This is a genomic window from Streptomyces sp. NPDC014894 (genome assembly GCF_043080985.1).
GTDB lineage: Bacteria > Actinomycetota > Actinomycetes > Streptomycetales > Streptomycetaceae > Streptomyces.
On sequence record NZ_JBIBWD010000004.1, the window covers coordinates 506,132 to 523,002 of the forward strand.

At 74.3% G+C, this 16,871-nt stretch carries 17 protein-coding genes; 10 read left to right on the forward strand and 7 right to left on the reverse strand.

What is annotated here, in order from left to right; genetic code table 11:
• The first annotated feature begins 46 nt into the window (after positions 1-46).
• From mshB to ACF089_RS13115, 3 genes are all read left to right on the forward strand, one after another.
• Positions 47-940, forward strand: coding sequence for an N-acetyl-1-D-myo-inositol-2-amino-2-deoxy-alpha-D-glucopyranoside deacetylase (mshB, locus tag ACF089_RS13105; protein ID WP_392025524.1), 894 nt, complete (start codon positions 47-49; stop codon positions 938-940).
• On the forward strand, positions 937-1,347 hold the full coding sequence (locus tag ACF089_RS13110; protein ID WP_392025525.1) for a DUF6113 family protein: 411 nt from the start codon (positions 937-939) through the stop codon (positions 1,345-1,347). Before mshB ends, ACF089_RS13110 begins: the two co-directional genes overlap by 4 nt.
• 1,058 nt (positions 1,348-2,405) lie before the next feature.
• Positions 2,406-4,145, forward strand: a complete 1,740-nt coding sequence (locus ACF089_RS13115) for a hypothetical protein (RefSeq protein ID WP_392025733.1) — start codon at positions 2,406-2,408, stop codon at positions 4,143-4,145.
• Between the two features lie 314 nt (positions 4,146-4,459).
• On the opposite strand, the gene ACF089_RS13120 is transcribed toward ACF089_RS13115, so the two are convergent.
• Together ACF089_RS13120 and ACF089_RS13125 are read right to left on the reverse strand one after the other, a co-directional pair.
• Complete coding sequence (locus tag ACF089_RS13120) at positions 4,460-5,299, reverse strand: transglutaminase-like domain-containing protein (RefSeq protein ID WP_392025526.1); 840 nt, start codon at positions 5,297-5,299, stop codon at positions 4,460-4,462.
• Between the two features lie 83 nt (positions 5,300-5,382).
• On the reverse strand, positions 5,383-6,381 hold the full coding sequence (locus ACF089_RS13125) for a GNAT family N-acetyltransferase (RefSeq protein ID WP_392025527.1): 999 nt from the start codon (positions 6,379-6,381) through the stop codon (positions 5,383-5,385).
• Between the two features lie 114 nt (positions 6,382-6,495).
• Between ACF089_RS13125 and fdxA the strand changes: the two genes are divergently transcribed.
• Both fdxA and dapC read left to right on the forward strand, forming a co-directional pair.
• Positions 6,496-6,813: a ferredoxin gene (gene fdxA, locus ACF089_RS13130; RefSeq protein WP_190124593.1), complete on the forward strand. Its 318-nt coding sequence runs from the start codon at positions 6,496-6,498 to the stop codon at positions 6,811-6,813.
• A gap of 181 nt (positions 6,814-6,994) precedes the next feature.
• Complete coding sequence (gene dapC / locus ACF089_RS13135; protein ID WP_392025529.1) at positions 6,995-8,092, forward strand: succinyldiaminopimelate transaminase; 1,098 nt, start codon at positions 6,995-6,997, stop codon at positions 8,090-8,092.
• A 183-nt stretch (positions 8,093-8,275) separates the two neighbouring features.
• Here the strand turns inward: dapC and ACF089_RS13140 are convergent, their stop codons facing one another.
• Complete coding sequence (locus ACF089_RS13140) at positions 8,276-8,719, reverse strand: ATP-binding protein (RefSeq protein WP_392025531.1); 444 nt, start codon at positions 8,717-8,719, stop codon at positions 8,276-8,278.
• A gap of 347 nt (positions 8,720-9,066) precedes the next feature.
• Positions 9,067-10,041, reverse strand: coding sequence for a hypothetical protein (locus ACF089_RS13145; protein WP_392025533.1), 975 nt, complete (start codon positions 10,039-10,041; stop codon positions 9,067-9,069).
• 129 nt (positions 10,042-10,170) lie between these two features.
• On the opposite strand from ACF089_RS13145, the gene dapE reads away from it, so the two are divergent.
• Together dapE and ACF089_RS13155 are read left to right on the forward strand one after the other, a co-directional pair.
• Positions 10,171-11,250, forward strand: a complete 1,080-nt coding sequence (gene dapE, locus ACF089_RS13150; protein ID WP_392025535.1) for a succinyl-diaminopimelate desuccinylase — start codon at positions 10,171-10,173, stop codon at positions 11,248-11,250.
• A gap of 70 nt (positions 11,251-11,320) precedes the next feature.
• A complete protein-coding gene (locus ACF089_RS13155) occupies positions 11,321-12,070 on the forward strand; it encodes a TIGR00730 family Rossman fold protein (protein WP_392025536.1) in 750 nt (249 codons plus the stop codon).
• Between the two features lie 162 nt (positions 12,071-12,232).
• Here the strand turns inward: ACF089_RS13155 and folP are convergent, their stop codons facing one another.
• Positions 12,233-13,093, reverse strand: a complete 861-nt coding sequence (gene folP, locus ACF089_RS13160) for a dihydropteroate synthase (protein WP_392025538.1) — start codon at positions 13,091-13,093, stop codon at positions 12,233-12,235.
• Positions 13,094-13,211: 118 nt separating this feature from the next.
• Between folP and ACF089_RS13165 the strand changes: the two genes are divergently transcribed.
• Together ACF089_RS13165 and ACF089_RS13170 are read left to right on the forward strand one after the other, a co-directional pair.
• Positions 13,212-13,565, forward strand: coding sequence for a DivIVA domain-containing protein (locus tag ACF089_RS13165; RefSeq protein ID WP_392025540.1), 354 nt, complete (start codon positions 13,212-13,214; stop codon positions 13,563-13,565).
• A gap of 68 nt (positions 13,566-13,633) precedes the next feature.
• Positions 13,634-14,227, forward strand: coding sequence for a DNA-3-methyladenine glycosylase I (locus ACF089_RS13170; RefSeq protein ID WP_392025734.1), 594 nt, complete (start codon positions 13,634-13,636; stop codon positions 14,225-14,227).
• Between the two features lie 222 nt (positions 14,228-14,449).
• Here the strand turns inward: ACF089_RS13170 and ACF089_RS13175 are convergent, their stop codons facing one another.
• Positions 14,450-15,250: an enoyl-CoA hydratase/isomerase family protein gene (locus ACF089_RS13175; RefSeq protein ID WP_392025541.1), complete on the reverse strand. Its 801-nt coding sequence runs from the start codon at positions 15,248-15,250 to the stop codon at positions 14,450-14,452.
• 322 nt (positions 15,251-15,572) lie between these two features.
• Here ACF089_RS13175 and ACF089_RS13180 point away from each other — a divergent pair, with 322 nt between their 5' ends.
• Complete coding sequence (locus ACF089_RS13180; RefSeq protein WP_009997451.1) at positions 15,573-15,740, forward strand: DUF3117 domain-containing protein; 168 nt, start codon at positions 15,573-15,575, stop codon at positions 15,738-15,740.
• A 334-nt stretch (positions 15,741-16,074) separates the two neighbouring features.
• Here the strand turns inward: ACF089_RS13180 and ACF089_RS13185 are convergent, their stop codons facing one another.
• Positions 16,075-16,776, reverse strand: a complete 702-nt coding sequence (locus ACF089_RS13185) for an O-methyltransferase (RefSeq protein WP_392025736.1) — start codon at positions 16,774-16,776, stop codon at positions 16,075-16,077.
• Positions 16,777-16,871: the final 95 nt, after the last annotated feature.

A 16,871-nucleotide genomic window follows, 5' to 3' on the forward strand; every position in this document is an offset into this window, starting at 1 on the left:
CGCCGGGCGGGCGCGGCGGCACCCCCTTGCCTCGTAGGGTGTCCGTATGAAGGATCTCCCCGCCCGTCGTCTGCTCCTGGTGCACGCGCACCCGGACGACGAGTCGATCAACAATGGCGCGACGATGGCGCACTACGCCGCCGCCGGCGCCCGGGTCACCCTGGTGACCTGCACCCTCGGCGAAGAGGGCGAGGTCATTCCGCCGGAGCTGGCTCCGCTGACCTCGGACCGCGAGGACCGGCTCGGCCCCCACCGGGCGGGCGAACTGGCCGCGGCGATGAAGGAGCTGGGCGTCACCGACCACCGCTTCCTCGGCGGACCGGGACGATTCCGCGACTCCGGGATGATGGGCGTCGGGCAGAATCTGCGCGAGAACGCCTTCTGGCAGGCCCCCGTCGACGAGGCCGCCGGACATCTGGTGGAGATCATCCGATCGGTCCGTCCCCAGGTCCTCGTGACCTACGACCCCGACGGCGGATACGGACACCCCGACCACATCCAGGCCCACCGGGTCGCCATGCGCGCCGCCGAGCTGTCCGCCGAGCCCGCCTACCGCAGGGACCTCGGCGCACCCCACGCGATTGCGAAGATCTACTGGAACCGGGTGCCCCGCTCGGTCGCCGAGGAGAGCTTCGCGCGGCTGCGGGACCAGCCGCCGGCCGCTCTCGCGACGGGCGTCGCCCGGATCGGCGACGTCCCCGGGGTGGTGGACGACGCGCTGATCACCACGGAGATCGACGGCACGGCCCACGCCGGGCGCAAGGCCGCCGCGATGGGGGCCCACGCCACCCAAGTCGCCGTGGACGGCGACCGGTTCGTGCTCTCCAACCATCTCGCCCAGCCGATCTTCGCGACCGAGTACTACGAACTGGTCCAGGGCGCGCCCGGCGCGCCCACCGGCGAACGTGAGCGCGATCTCTTCGCGGGAGTCGCCGTATGAGCGGGGCCGGCGGACCCGGCGCCTGGCTCGCCGGACCGGTCAGACCGCTCCGGGTCGCCGCGTACGCGGGGCTGTTCCTGCTGGGCGCGGTGGTCGGCACGGCGGGTTCGCTGGTGCAAGGAGCCTGGTTCCCCGGCGGCCTGCTGCTCGCGCTGCTCGCGACCGCGGGGCTCTTCCACGGCTCCGGCCGGGCGACGGGCAATCAGCTGGGAGTGGTCTGCTCCGCCGTCGGATGGCTGGTCACGGTGCTGTTGCTGAGCGGCGGACGGCCCGAGGGGGACGGGGCCTTCTCGGCCGGGACCGGCCCTGTGGTCTACATCATCGGCGGGATGACCCTCGCTGTGATGTGCGCCACCCTGGCCAAGCCGGCGCAACCGGGCGGCATCACCACCCGACTTGACAGATAAGGGACGTGCGCGGCCCCCGGCGGGCGGCAGTCGCCCGACCCCCCTAGGCTGGGCCGCCACGGAGAGCGTCACGTCCCGTGCCGGCCATGCCCGTACGGTCGGACGTCATGACGCTCTGCACCGTCGCAGAGATCAGTGTCCGTGGCGGCCAGTATGGTGGTGCGCGCCGCCGAGCCGCCCACAGCAGTAGCTATCCAGTAAGAAACGGGCGGCGAAGCCAACCGGGAGAACCTGCTTTGAGTCGTGAAACTGACAGTTCGTCCTCCGGGCCCCAGGGGCGCGGTGGAGCCGCGTACCCCTCGGGGACACCGCCGTACGGATCGCGCCAGTATCCGTCGCTGCATCCGACGCAGGACGCTCCTGACGGCGCGGCGGCCGATGCCGCCGACGGATCCCCGGAGCAGAGGGCGGACGGTGCGAGAGCCAAGTCCGAGCCGAAGACCGAGACCACGCTGACGACGCGCATCCGGATCAACATTCCCGGATCGCGGCCGATCCCGCCCGTGGTGATGCGCAAGCCGATGGGCGAGACGGACCCGTCCGCGGGCGTCGTCCCGCCGGCCCCGGGAGCCGCCGAGTCGGAGCCCGAGCGCACGGCGGCGATGCCGGTGATAGGCGGCCCGGACGCGCCTCTCGCCGCGCCCGCGCCCGCGAGCGAGCCCCCGGCCGAGGAGAAGCCCGCGAACGACTGGTTCGCGCCGCGACGGGGCTCCACCAACGGAGCGGGCATCCCCTCCCCGGCGGCCGCGGACGGCGGCGCGGGGACGGCGGCCCCCGCCCCGGGGTCCGACGGCGCGATGCCGCCCGCCCCCGGCGCACAGCTTCCGGGCTCCCCGGCGCCCCAGCCCGGCCAGGGCGTGGTCCCGACCGCGCACGGCCTGCCGCCGGGCCCGCTCGATCTGCCGTCCGGCTACCAGGGCGGCGCGGACTCCTTCCAGAACGGCTCGCGGGACTCGGGCGCCTTCCAGGGCGGCGCGCAGGACTCCGGCGCCTTCCAGAACGGCGCCCAGGCTTCGCCCGAGGCGCTCCGGGGCGCCCCCCCGGCGGCCGGCGACGCGCTGCCCGGGCCCCGGCGTCCGGGCCCCGCTCCGCAGGGCATGACGGCCGGGCTCCACGGAGCCTCGCCCGCCCCCGCCGCACCGGCGGACGGGCTGCCCGCACCCCGGGGTTTCGCCCCCGGTCCGCAGGGCGGTCCGCAGGCCCCCGCACCGCAGGGCGGTCCGTCCGGACCGCGGGCCCCCGGCGCTCCCGCCGCCGGGCTCCGGGACGGAGCGGCGGGCCGTACGCCTTCCGCCGACGCGTCCCAGCCACGCAGCGGGCTGAGCGACCTCTCGGCGGGCGCGGCCGCGACGGCCGTTCCCGGCGGTACGCCGTCGGCGGGCCCGGCCGCGCCGACCGGAGCGACCTCCGGCCCGGCGCAGGGCACCATGCCGCTGGGCCGGCGGCCCCGCAAGGGCGCTCCGGCGGGCTCCCCGCCGCCCGGCCAGGGGCCGGTTCCCGGCGCGCCCGGCGCGTCCGCCCCCTCCGGCGGCCAGGGTCCCGACCGGACGGCTTCCGGTCCGCCCCGGATGTCCGACGACACCGCCGTGCTGACCCCGCAGAAGCTCGCCCCCGGGCCCGCCGCACCCGGCGGCCATGTCTCCGGTGACACGCTCACCAGCGGCATCCCGGTGGTCCCGGCCGAGCGCCGCGCTCCGGGCGGCCCCGGTGGTCCCGGCGGCCCCGGGACTGTTCCCGGCGGCCCCGGCGGCCCCGGCGGCCCCGGCGGCCCGGGGAAGGGCCCCGGTCCCGCCGCGGCCGCCCCGGCCCCGGCGCCTGCCGCTCCCCGGCCCGCGCCGCCCGCCAAGAAGAAGGGCCGCTCCAAGCTGGTCCTCCTGGGCGTCGCCGCGGTCGGACTGGCCGGCGTCGCCTACGGCGCGGGCCTGCTGCTCAATCACTCCGAGGTCCCCAAGAGCACCAAGGTCCTCGGCGTCGACATCGGCGGCGGCACCAAGGAGCAGGCGGTCGTCAAGCTCGAACAGGCCCTCGGCAAGCGGGCGGCCACGCCCCTGCGGCTCACGGTCGGCGGCAAGAAGGTCGAGCTGGCGCCGGACAGGGCCGGTCTCACGCTGGACAGCCAGGCGACCGTCCGCAAGGCCGCGGGCAGCGACTACAACCCGGTCTCGGTGATCGGCTCCCTCTTCGGGGAGGCCCGGGTCGTGGAGCCGGAGATCCCGGTGGACGAGGAGAAGCTGAGCGTCGCGCTCAGCGATCTGGCGGGCGAGTCGGGCTCCGCGGTCGAGGGCACGATCGCCTTCGAGCCGGGCAAGGTCGTGGTGAAGCCGGGCAAGTCGGGCGAATCCCTGGATGTCGCCCGCTCCATGCTCTCCGTCACGGACGCCTTCCGCGCCCAGGTCGAGACGGGCCGGCCGAACGAGGTCATGCTGCCGGTCGCCAAGCGCGAGCCGACGATCGACCAGGCCGAGCTGGACCGGGCGAAGAAGGAGTTCGCCGACCCCGCGATGTCCGGTCTGATCAAGATCAGGGCGGGCGGCCGGGAGATCCCGTTCGGCCCCGCGATCGCGCTGCCGCAGATCCTCTCCATGAAGCCGGTCGACGGCAAGCTGGTCGAGGTCTACGACAAGGAGGCGATCGGGCGGCTGCTCGAAGGCGTCTTCGACGGTGTGATGATCACCAAGGGCGACGGAAAGCAGCACCAGGTCAGCGCGGTCGACGTCGCCCAGGCGATGGGCCCCGCGCTGCGCGGCAAGACGCTCCAGGAGCGTACGGTCGAGATCCCGCTCAACTCGAACGGCTGACCGGACGGGGGGTTCGCCCCCCACCCGGCCCACGATGCCCGGCCCGGCCGCCCGCCGCGCCGGGCATCGCGCCGTCCGCCCACGAGGACCCGCGGCCTCCGCGTCCGTACGACGGTCCCGCAGCGGTCCGTACGACGGTCCCGTACAGCGGTCCTGCGGGCGGTCCCGTACGGCGGTCCCGTACGGCGGTCCCGTACGGCGGTCCCGAGCGACGGCCCTGTACGACGGTCCCGTACCGACCGTGTCACGCGCGGCCCGCGCCGCACCCCCCGTATCGCAGGCCCGTACGCCGTACGCCCCGGGCCGGGCCGGGTTCAGTTCAGCATCGCGCGGGCCGCGCGGGCGCGGCCCCTGAGGGTCTCGGCGGCGGCGGGCTCCACCGCCGCCACGACCTCCGCGTACGCCTCCAGCTCCGCCGCGCCGGCCAGATAGTCCCCGCGCTGGACCAGCAGCTGGGCGCGCTCGTGGCGCAGCCGGGCCGGGTGCGAGGGGAGCAGCAGCGACAGATCCACCGCCCAGAGGGCCACCGCCGACTGCTCCGGGCGGGCCGCCGCCCAGGCGCGGATGTTGTTGAGGATCCGGGTCACCACCTCCAGCGTCGGCGCGGGGGTGAGCATGGCGGGATCCAGCGGCCCGCCCGTCGCGCCCGTGACCAGCCGTTCCGCGTCGGAGCCGGTCAGCGGCCGGCCGCCGGCGAAGGGATCGGCGAGCACCCGCCCGGCGGGGGAGTCCGGTTCGCCGAAGCCGACCACGAAATGACCGGGGAGGGCCACCCCGTACACCGGCGCGCCCGCCCGCCGCGCCACCTCGATCCAGACCGTGGAGAGCAGGATCGGCAGCCCTCTCCGGCGGCGCAGCACCTCGTGGAGCAGGGAGGACTCCAGGCGCTGATAGTCCCCGGGGGCGCCGTGGAAGCCGCAGCGCGCGCCCAGCAGCTCGGCGAGCGCCGCCGCCCACGCGCCGGGGCTCTTGGGCCCGTAGGGCAGCTGCCCGGCGAGGCGGTCCAGTTCGATCTGGGCCGCGTCGATGCCCGGCTCGCCCAGCCCGGGGTCGGCCACCGCGCCGATCAGCAGGGCGAGCAGCGCGAGATCGGGGTGTTCGGAGCGGGCCTCCTCGGCGAACCGGTCGCGGTGCTCGGCGGTTTCCTGGTGCATGTGCCACTCGTACCCGTCTGTCGGCGACTGTCCGTCCGCGCGCCCCGGCCGCCGCCGTGCGCGCCGCTGCGCGGCCCGGGTGGCTAAACGCCCGGCCGGAAGTGGTGATAGCTGTGGTGGGTCTCGAAGCCCATGCCCCGGTACAGCGCCCGCGCGCCCTCGTTGTCCGTCTCCGCCTGGAGCCAGGCCGCGGAGGCCCCCTCCTCCAGCGCGCGCCGGGCGAGGGCGGTCATCACGGCCGTGGCGAGCCCCTGTCGCCGATAGGCCGGGTCCACCTCCACCGCCATGAATCCGGCCCACCGGCCGTCGATCACGCACCGGCCGATCGCGGCGGGCACGTCCCCGGTCCCCGGGACCGAGGCGAACCACACCGAGGGGCCGCTGCCCAGCACCTGAAGGATGTGCGCCCCGGCCTCGCCCGAGCGCTGGTACCGCCGCAGCCACGCCTCGCCGAAGGAGCGCGCCAGCTCCACCCGTTCGGCGTCGGCGTCCAGATCGGCGACGGGGGCGAGCCCCGCGATCCGTACGTCCGCCGAGACCTCGCGCCGCCAGTCGTGCGCCTCCAGCCCGGCGCACAGCTCCTCCTGGGTCCCGGCCGCTCCGGTCGCCGCCTGGACGTACGGGGTCAGATCGCGGGCCGCGTACCAGTCGCGGACCCGGGCGAGCGCCTCGGTCAGCGGGAGGCCCGGGTCGCCGCCCGGCAGCGCCGAGTTCGCCCGCCGGGTGAAACCGGAGGAGGCCCGCAGCTCCCACTCGCCCAGCGGCTCGCTCTCCACCGGCCGCCAGGCCCGCGCGGTCACCCGCGACAGCTCCGCGAAGTCCGTCGCGGGCCCCCGGCGGCGGGCTGGGGCGGCCGGGACGACCTTCCCCGCGACCATGTCGGCCTCCGGAATCCGGACGCTCTCCCCGGTCCGTCTTGTGACCAGCAGCACAGCATTGTCCCAGGATGTGAGAACGCCGACCGTGTCGGTGAACGCCGGAGCCCCGGCCCCGGTGTCGACAAGACGTCGGATTGATACCCGTTTGCCGACGTCAAGGGGCGTAATACGGACTTCGAGTCTCCCGGCTCCGGTGAATTCCACAGCTCTGCGAGCCCCTCCTGTTCGGATCGTCCTCAGGAACGGAGATACTAGAGGTGGGCATCGACGACGCCGCGCTCCCGCGCAATGCCAGCCCTACCGAGGAGGAACGACAGCGTGACCTACGTCATCGCGCAGCCTTGTGTCGACGTCAAGGACAAGGCGTGCATCGAGGAGTGCCCCGTCGACTGCATCTACGAGGGCTCCCGGTCCTTGTACATCCACCCGGACGAATGCGTCGACTGCGGGGCCTGTGAGCCCGTCTGCCCCGTTGAGGCGATCTTCTACGAGGACGACACTCCGGAGGAGTGGAAGGACTACTACAAGGCGAATGTCGAGTTCTTCGACGAGCTGGGCTCGCCCGGCGGTGCGTCCAAGCTCGGGCTGATCGAGCGCGACCACCCCTTCGTCGCCTCGCTTCCGCCGCAGGCCTAGGCCGCGTCCGGCACAGCGCGCCCGCCCTCGGGCGGGCCGTGCCCTGTGTCGGACACGCCCCGCCGCCGGCGAGTCCGGTCATCTTCCGGTCCCGTACGGTCGTCGTCCGTACGGGACCGAGGCGTTCGAGGCCCGGTCCGGTTTCGAGCCCTCCCGCACGCGTACGAGAGAGAGCAAGCACGTGTCCGCAGTCTCTTCCCGCCTCCCCGTCTTCCCCTGGGACCGGCTGGAGCCGTACAAGGCGACGGCCGCGGCCCATCCCGACGGCATCGTGGACCTCTCGGTGGGGACGCCGGTCGACCCCGTTCCCCAGCTGGTCCAGAAGGCTCTGATCGCGGCCGCGGACTCGCCCGGCTATCCCACGGTGTGGGGGACGGCGGCCCTGCGCGACGCGCTCACCGGCTGGGTGGAGCGGCGGCTCGGCGCGGTCGGCGTGACGCACGCCCATGTGCTGCCGGTCGTCGGCTCCAAGGAGCTGGTGGCCTGGCTGCCGACCCAACTGGGTCTGGGCGCGGGCGACACGGTCGCGTATCCGCGGCTCGCCTACCCCACGTACGAGGTCGGCGCGCGGCTCTGCGGCGCGACGGCGGTCGCCTACGACGATCCCACGGAGCTGGACCCGGCCGGTCTGCGGCTGCTGTGGCTCAACTCGCCCTCCAACCCGACCGGACGGGTGCTGTCCCAGGAGGAGCTGACGCGGATCGTCGCCTGGGCCCGGGCGCACGGGGTGCTCGTCTTCAGCGACGAGTGCTATCTCGAACTGGGCTGGGAGGCCGAGCCGGTCTCCGTGCTCCACCCCGACGTCTGCGGGGGTTCGTACGAGGGCGTGGTCGCCGTCCACTCGCTCTCCAAGCGCTCCAACCTGGCCGGGTACCGGGCCGCGTTCATCGCCGGTGACGAGCGGGTGCTGGGCGAGCTGCTCCAGATCCGCAAGCACGGCGGGATGATGGCCCCCGCGCCGGTCCAGGCGGCCACCGTCGCCGCCCTCGGCGACGACGTCCATGTCGCCGAGCAGCGGGCGCGGTACGCGGCCCGGCGGGCCGCGCTGCGGGGCGCGCTGGAGGGTCACGGCTTCCGGATCGAGCACAGCGAGGCGAGCCTGTATCTCTGGGCGACCCGTGACGAGCCGTGCTGGGAGACCGTGGCGCGGCTGGCGGAGCTGGGCGTCCTCGTCGCGCCGGGGGACTTCTACGGGACGGCCGGGGACCGGTTCGTCCGGGTGGCCTTCACGGCCACCGACGAGCGGGTGGAGGCGGCGGTCAAGCGCCTGGGCGGCTGACGCCCGGTCCGTCCGGGTCCGCTCGCGGATCCGTACGCGGCGAGGGGCCCGGGAGCGCGCGCTCCCGGGCCCCTCGCCGCGTACGCGGACTTGGCCGTGTGCGTGACCTCGGCCGTGTACGCGGTCCTTCGCGGACCGTGCGGGCTTCGGCCGGACCGTTCGGTCCTTCGCCCGGTCGGCGGGTCAGCCCAGCGGCAGGGCGTCCACCGGCAGCTGGTCGACGGGCAGGTCGCCCGCCGGCCCGGCCGAGGCGCCGCCGAGGGTCCCGGTCGCGCCGCCCGCGGTCTCGCCGATGACGCCGCCCGCCGAGGCGGCGGTCTGACCGGCCGTCTTCTGGGCGGCGGGGGCGGCCGTCCCGCCCGCCGTGCCGACGACCTTGCCGGCGGCGGGCACGGCCTTCTTCACCGTGTCGCCGCCGGTGTTCCCGGCCAGCTCGGAGCCCTTGGCGGCGGTGCCGCCCGCGGTGCCTACCAGGCTTCCCGCGTCGACCGAGGAGACCGCGCCGAGCGGACTGGCCTGCTGGAGGTCCACGGCGCTCGCCGAGCCGGCCGCACCGACCACGGGGGCCGCGCCCGCGGCGATGAGCAGGGCGGCACGGGCGATCCGACGGGTCAGGGGGAGGGACATGATGCTCCTTGGGACGAGAGGGAGGGGCTGGTGTCTGTCGTCCTGGCCACGGCCGGACCGGCCTCCCGGGGGGCGCCGTTCCGTGCGGTCGGACGCAGTGACAACCGCTCCGAGGGCGGGGGAAGTTGCGGTGGGGCCGGGTAAAGAGTGGGCAATGTGTCGCATTATCAGTCACGGATATAAACGGGCAAACATCCCCTTTGCGGAAGGGGTGCGCCGAGCGCCGCTGAATCGTCACTCCCCAAGGGGGCCAAGGGAGACGGCCGGATGACGGACGGCCGCCGTGAACGCCCCGGCGGGACAGGCGCGGCAGCGCGCCGAACGCCCCCTGCGGGGGAGCGTTCGGATCAGCGTGCGACCCGCAGCAGCACCTCGCCGCGCCCCGAGCCGCCGGAGCCCCCCGCCGGCTCGCCGGTGCGCCAGCCCTCGGCGGCCCGCTCGGCGCTCCACACCCGGTCCCCGTACGTGATCTCCTCGATCCGCAGCCCCTCCGCGCGGGCCACCGCCCAGTGGGCCAGCTCCCAGCCGCGCCGCGACTCCGCGCCGCCCGCCGCGCCCTGCTCCGCCGGGCCCCTCCCCGCCGTACCGCCCGCGGTCGCCGCCGTCGCCGGGACCCGGATCACGCGCTCGCGCGCCGCGCCCGTACGGCCCGGCCCGGCGGACGCCTTCGGCAGCACCTGGGGCCCGAACGTGCGCGCCAGCTCGGAGCGCACCCGCGCCGGATCGCCCGCCCCGGCCGTGTCCCCGCTCCCGGTGCAGTTCAGCGAAGCGCCCGTACGGCCGGTGAGCGCGGCGGCCAGCAGCGCGGCGTCCGGCTCGTGCTTCGCGTACGCCTGCGGGAAACCGCTGCGCTGGACCCGCTGGGCGGCGACCGTCAGCGGCAGCCGCGAATAGCCGGGCACCTCGACGAGATGGTCGTAGAACTTCCCCGCCGAGTACACCGGGTCGAGGATCTGCTTCGGAGTGCCCCAGCCCTTGGACGGCCGCTGCTGGAAGAGACCGAGCGAGTCCCGGTCGCCGTGCCGGATGTTGCGCAGCGCCGACTCCTGGAGCGCGGTCGCCAGCGCGATGGTCACCGCCCGCTCCGGCAGCCCCCGGGCGGTGCCCACGGCGGAGATGGTCGCGGCGTTCGCCGCCATCTCCGGCTTCAGCTCATAGCGCGGACCGCCGTCCCCCGAGCCCGCGCGCACCACGCAGTTCGGCGGCGAGCCGTCCGTAAAGTGCTGCACCACGACATAGCCGACCAGAGCCAGCAGGACGACGGAAGCAGCGGTGAGACGGAGGACACGGCTGCGCCGGACGGGAGACACGGACTCGGGCACCCGCCCACCGTACTAGGGAGCGCGCGCCCCGGGATCCCGCCGCCTCCGCGCGCCCCGCCGCGCCCGGGCCGCGCTCCCGGGCGGGCGCGATCCGGAGGGCGGGCCGGGGGCCGCGCTATCGTCGTCGGCATGCCTGCCACCGTGCTTGACCTCAGCCTCGACGCCCCCGCGCTGACCGCCGCCCTGGTCGACTTCCCGTCCGTCAGCGGCCAGGAGAAGCCCCTCGCGGACGCCATCGAGCAGGCCCTGCGCGCGCTGCCCCACCTCACCGTCGACCGGCACGGCAACAACGTCGTCGCCCGCACCCGGCTCGGCCGCGCCGAGCGGGTCGTCCTCGCCGGACACATCGACACCGTGCCGATCGCCGACAACGTCCCCTCCCGGCTGGACGGGAACGGAGTGCTCTGGGGCTGCGGCACCAGCGACATGAAGTCCGGCGTCGCGCTCCAGCTGCGGATCGCGCGGACCGTGCCCGCGCCCAATCGCGACCTCACCTTCGTCTTCTACGACAACGAGGAGGTCGCCGCCCATCTCAACGGCCTCGGCCATGTCGCCGAGGCCCATCCCGAGTGGCTCGCGGGCGATTTCGCCGTACTCCTCGAACCCTCCTACGCCGAGGTCGAGGGCGGCTGCCAGGGCACCCTGCGGGTCCATCTGCGCACGGCGGGGGAGCGGGCGCACTCGGCGCGCGGCTGGATGGGGTCCAACGCGATCCACGCCGCCGGACCGATCCTGGCCCGTCTCGCCGCGTACGAGCCGAGGCGGCCGGTGATCGACGGGCTGGAGTACCGCGAGGGGCTCAACGCCGTACGGATCGAGGGCGGCGTCGCCAACAACGTCATCCCCGACGCGTGCACCGTCGTCGTCAACTACCGCTACGCGCCGGACATCGGCGAGGCCGAGGCCCTCGCCCACGTCCAGGAGGTCTTCGCCGACTGCGGAGTCGCCGAGATCGTCGTCGACGACCACTCCCCGGGCGCGCTCCCCGGCCTCTCCCACCCGGCCGCCGCCGCGTTCATGAAGGCGGTCGGCGGCAGCGCCCGGCCCAAGTTCGGCTGGACGGACGTCTCACGCTTCAGCGCGCTCGGCGTGCCCGCCGTGAACTACGGCCCCGGCGATCCGCTCTACGCCCACAAGCGGGACGAGCACGTCGAGGTGGAGAAGATCACACACTGTGAAAATCGGCTACGGGAGTGGCTGACGTCCTGAGTTTCCCCTCTTGTCGCCTTCGCCGACCTACCCTGGGAACCGCAACGATGTTCGGCGGAGGGAGCAGGTCATGGGCAACCCCGAGGGTGCGCGATCGTTCGAGGAGCGGAGACAGGGACCGGTGCTGCGCCGCAGGGAACAGGTACAGCCCGGGACCACGGACCAGCGGCTGCTGGACACCGAGGGCGACTCCGAGTGGGTGCACACCGATCCCTGGCGGGTCATGCGCATCCAGTCGGAGTTCGTGGAGGGCTTCGGCGCGCTCGCCGAACTGCCCAGCGCCATCAGCGTCTTCGGATCCGCCCGTACCCCGGTCGGCACCCCCGAGTACGAGGCGGGCGTCCGCATCGGCAAGGCCCTGGTGGACGCGGGCTTCGCGGTGATCACCGGCGGCGGCCCGGGCGCGATGGAGGCGGCCAACCGGGGGGCCCGGGAGGCCCGGGGCATCTCGGTGGGCCTGGGCATCGAGCTGCCCTTCGAGCAGGGGCTGAACGCGCACGTCGACATCGGCGTGAACTTCCGCTACTTCTTCGTCCGCAAGACGATGTTCGTGAAGTACGCCTCGGGCTTCGTGGTCCTCCCCGGCGGCCTGGGCACCCTCGACGAGCTGTTCGAGGCGCTCACCCTGGTCCAGACGGGCAAGGTGACCCGCTTCCCGATCGTCCTCTTCGGCACCGAGTACTGGAGCGGTCTCGTGGACTGGCTGCGGAACACGGTGGTGGGGCAGGGGAAGGCCTCGGAGCGGGATCTGCTGCTCTTCCATGTGACGGACGACGTGGACGAGGCGGTGTCCCTGGTGACGAAGGAGACGGGGCTCTAGCTCCGCGCGCTCGGCGCTCCGGGCTCCTCCGGCTCCCCCGGGCTGTCGGCTCCCGGTCCGCCGGTGCGGTGCGCACCGGCGGACCGGAGGGGCCGGAGGGGCCGGAGGGGCCGGAGGGGCCGGAGGGGCTCGTACCGGAGGGGTACGTACCGGAGGACCGGGTCAGGCGAGGCCCCGGCGGGCCACCGACGGCTCGCGGTGACCGGCGATCGTGGCCACCATGTCCAGCACCTGACGGGTCTCCGCCACTTCGTGCACCCGGTACACCCGCGCCCCCAGCCACGCGGACACCGCCGTCGTGGCCAGCGTCCCGATCAGCCGCTCCTTCACCGGACGGTCCAGCGTCTCCCCGACGAAGTCCTTGTTCGACAGCGAGACCAGCACCGGCCAGCCGGTCTCCACCAGCTCCCCGAGCCGGCGCGTCGCCTCCAGCGAGTGGCGGGTGTTCTTGCCGAAGTCATGACCGGGGTCGATCATGACGGCGTCCCGGCGCACCCCCAGCTCCACCGCGCGCTCGGCCAGGCCCAGCGTCACCCGCAGGATGTCCGACACCACGTCGTCGTAGGCGACCCGGTGCGGCCGGGTCCGCGGCTCCGCCCCGCCCGCGTGGGTGCACACCAGGCCGGCGCCGTACCGCGCCGCGACCTCCGCGAGCCGGGGATCCACCCCGCCCCACGCGTCGTTCAGCACGTCCGCGCCCGCCTCGCACACCGCCTCGCCCACGTCATGACGCCAGGTGTCCACACTGATGACCACCTCGGGGAAGCGTTTGCGCACCTCGGCGACGAAGCCGACCGTACGGCGGGCCTCCTCCGCCGCCGTGACCTCTTCCCCGGGACCGGCCTTGACCCCGCCGATGTCGATGATGGCGGCGCCCTCCGCCACCGCCTGCTCGACGCGGGCCAGCGCCGGCTCGTCGTGGAAGGTCGCGCCCCGGTCGTAGAAAGAGTCGGGCGTACGGTTCACGATCGCCATGATCACCGGCTCACGCGCGTCGAATTCACGCTGTCCCAGCCGCAGCATCAGCGGTTTTCCTCCTCAGGTCGTCCGGCTGCGACCCTAACCGCCGGACCGGCGTGGCACGATCAGCCGGGAACGGATTCCGTCCGGCGGACGCCGGAGGCCGGGGAGAGGGGCGTAAGTGTTCGTGTTCTTGGTGATCACGATGGTCGTGGTCGTCGCGGCGGTCACACTCGCGGTGGTCGGCGGCGGCGACAGCGCCGCGCTGCCCGAGACCGCGCCCGAGCAGCTGGTGGACCCGCTGCCGGAGGACCGGCCGGTCGGCCGCGCCGACGTCGAGGCGCTGCGGCTGCCGGTGACCGTGCGCGGGTACCGGATGGCGGACGTGGACGACGCGCTCGGCCGCCTCGGCGCCGAGCTGGCCGAGCGGGACGCCCGGATCGCCGAGCTGGAGTCCGCCCTGGCCGGGGCGGAGGCCACCGCCGTGGCCGGGCCCGATCTCTTCACCAAGCCGGGCGAGGAGCCGACGCCGTGAGCGACTCCCCGAGCGATACGGCGAGCGGCTCCGCGAGCGGCTCGGTGGACGACTCCGCGGGCGACTTCGTGAACGGCGGCGACGGTGCCGTGGCGGGTCCCGACGGCAGGCTCCGCTGCCCCTGGGGGCTCTCCACGGACGACTACATCGCGTACCACGACAGCGAGTGGGGCCGCCCGGTCCACGGCGACGACGCGCTGTTCGAGCGGCTCTGTCTGGAGGCGTTCCAGTCCGGTCTGTCGTGGCTCACGATCCTGCGGCGGCGCGAGGGCTTCCGGCGCGCCTTCGACGGCTTCGCGATCGCCTCGGTGGCGGAGTTCACCGACGCCGACCGGGAGCGGCTCCTCGCCGACGAGGGCATCATCCGCAACCGCGCCAAGGTCGACGCCACCCTCGCCAACGCGCGGGTGCTGGCCGGCTGGGCCCCCGGCGAGCTGGACACCCTCATCTGGTCGTACGCCCCCGATCCGGCGAAGCGCCCGGTGCCGAGGACCCTCGCCGACGTGCCCGCGGTCACCGACGAGTCCACGGCGCTGGCCAAGGACCTCAAGAAGCGGGGCCTGCGCTTCATCGGCCCCACGACGGCCTACGCCCTGATGCAGGCGTGCGGACTGGTGGACGATCATCTGGAGCGCTGTACGGTCCGGGGAGCGGCCCGCTAGGGGCTGTTCTCCGGGCGGCGGGCCGTCCGCCGGTACCGGGAGCGCGGCCGGAGGCCGGGGGGCTGACCCCGGGGCGGGTGCTCGGCCGTCCGCCGGGGCCCACCGGGGCCCACCGGGGCTCACCGGGGGCCGCGGGGGCGCGCGCCCCGGCGCTGTGCTCCCCGGCGCCTCTTTTCGCGCCCCCGTTCCGCGCCGGTGGCCCCCGGAGCACGCGAAGCGCCCCTAACGGCCCAGATACCGCGGCTTCTCCTTCGCGATGAACGCCCGGACGGCGATCGTGTGGTCCTCGGAGGCCCCCGCGCGCGACTGGAGGTCGCCCTCCCGCTCCAGCGCCTCGTCGAGCGAGCGGTCCGCGCCGAAGGCGAGGGACTCCTTGATCGCCGCGTAGGCCAGGGTGGGTCCCGCCGCCAGGGCACGGGCCACGGAGGCGGCCTCCGCGGCCAGCTCGTCCGCCGGGACCAGCCTGTTCGCGACGCCCCAGTCGTACGCCTCCCGCGCGGAGAACGAGCGCGGGAACAGCAGCAGGTCGGCGGCGCGGCCCGGGCCGACGAACCGGGGCAGGGTCCAGGACACCCCCGAGTCGGCGGTCAGCGCGACCCCGGCGAAGGCGGTGGTGAAGGTGGCGGTGTCGGCGACCACCCGGTAGTCGGCGGCGAGGGCGAATCCCAGGCCCGCCCCGGCGGCCACCCCGTTCACCCCGGCCACCACGGGCTTCGGCATGCCCGCGAGCGCCCGCACGATCGGGTTGTAGTGCTCGCGCACCGTGTCCATGGCGGCCCCGCCGCCGGACTCCCGCTCCTCGGCGAGGAGCGCGACATGCTCCTTGAGGTCCTGCCCGACGCAGAAGGCGCGCCCGGCGGCGGTGAGCAGAACCGCGCGTACGGCGGGGTCCCCGGCCGCCGTCTCCACCGCGTCCCGCAGGGCGACCTTGGCGGCGGTGTTCATCGCGTTCATGGCCTCGGGCCGGTTGATCGTGATCGTCGCGAGTCCGTCGCTCACCTCGTACAGCACGGAGTCGGCCATGTCAGCTTCCCTTCGCGGCTCTGCGGTGGTGTCGGGGCTCAGCATGGCGGAGTTTCCGGGCTCCGGTCATGTGACCTGCGTCAAACCGGGACCGGCCGGACTTCCCTCCCGAAGCCGTCGCGGGCGGCGAAGTATCGCAGGCGGATCGCCGAATTGGGTGGTTTTGCGAGAGCGCGTTGCCTAAGCGATGCCGACCGATGTTGGTCATCGGGTCCCGCCATGCGGGATAATGACCTGGAAGCAATGTGTTCGATGCCGGGACGCGCGCCTACTCAGGCTGCCGTCGGCTGACGATGAGCTGGTTTCAGGAAGGGGAACGAGCATGGCGGCCATGAAGCCGCGGACGGGTGATGGCCCGCTCGAGGTGACCAAGGAGGGGCGGGGCATCGTCATGCGCGTTCCGCTCGAAGGCGGCGGTCGGCTTGTCGTCGAGCTGACCCCGGACGAAGCCGAAGCGCTGGGCGATGCTCTGAAGAAGGTCGTCGGCTGACGAGCGCGGTACGCGCCAACAGTCATCCCGCCCCGGTGCCGCTCAGGCGCCGGGGCGGAGTGTTGTCCCGACCCTCCCCGGGGCCGTGCGCCGGCGTCGACCGCCCTCGGCGGCCTGCTGATCGGGTGCCCGCGGAACGCTTCGGTCACACATTCCCGGCCGAATTTTTTCAGCCGTTTCCGGAACGGTGACGTGCCGGTCCCGGTGGCCGGTCCGTCGGTCCGGTGTCCGTGTCCGCGTCCGGTCTGTGGGTCCGGTGTCCGGGTCGGGTCCGTGTCCGGTCTGTGGGTCCGGTGGCCGAGCCGGGTGGGTCCGGCCCCCGTGTCCGGCCGGGTCAGCCCCGGCGGACCGCGCAGAGCAGACCGTCGCCCACCGGCAGCAGCGACGGCAGCAGCTCCTGGCTCTCCCGCACCGCGCGCAGCAGCTCCCGCAGCCGCAGCACCTCGGCCGGCTGGGCCGCGGAGTCGACCGTACGGCCGCGCGCGAAGACGCCCTCGAAGCAGACGAGGCCGCCGGGTCTCAGCAGCCGCAACGATTCCGCCAGGCACTCCAGCGACTCCGTCCGGTCGCCGTCGCAGAAGACCAGGTCGTACCCGCCGTCCGCGAGCCGGGGCAGGACGTCGAGGGCGCGCCCGGGGATGAAGCGCGCCCGGTTCCCCGCGAAGCCCGCCGCGCGGAACGCCTGCTTGGCGAACTGCTGGCGCTCCGGCTCCGGGTCCACCGTGGTGAGCACCCCGTCCGGCCGCATGCCCTGGAGGAGATAGATCCCGGAGACGCCCGTCCCCGTACCGATCTCCGCCACCGCTTTCGCATCCGCGGTGGCGGCCAGCAGTCGCAGCGCGGCGCCGGTCCCTGGCGACACCGAGGGAAGCCCTGAGTCGCGGGCCCGCTCACGGGCCCAGCGCAGCGCGTCGTCCTCGGCGACAAAGGCGTCGGCGAACGCCCAGCTTGTCTGCCGGTTTGCGGTAATGGGCCTCTCCTGTCCCCGTAGTTGAACGCGACGTTGACTGTATCCGCTGACCCCGGGAACCCGCAGATGGGACCGGGCGTTGTACGGGACAGGGGGGAGCAATGGATCAGAGCTGGAAGCAGCACCCAAATTCGCGTAAAGATTCTTATCCGGAGCTAACG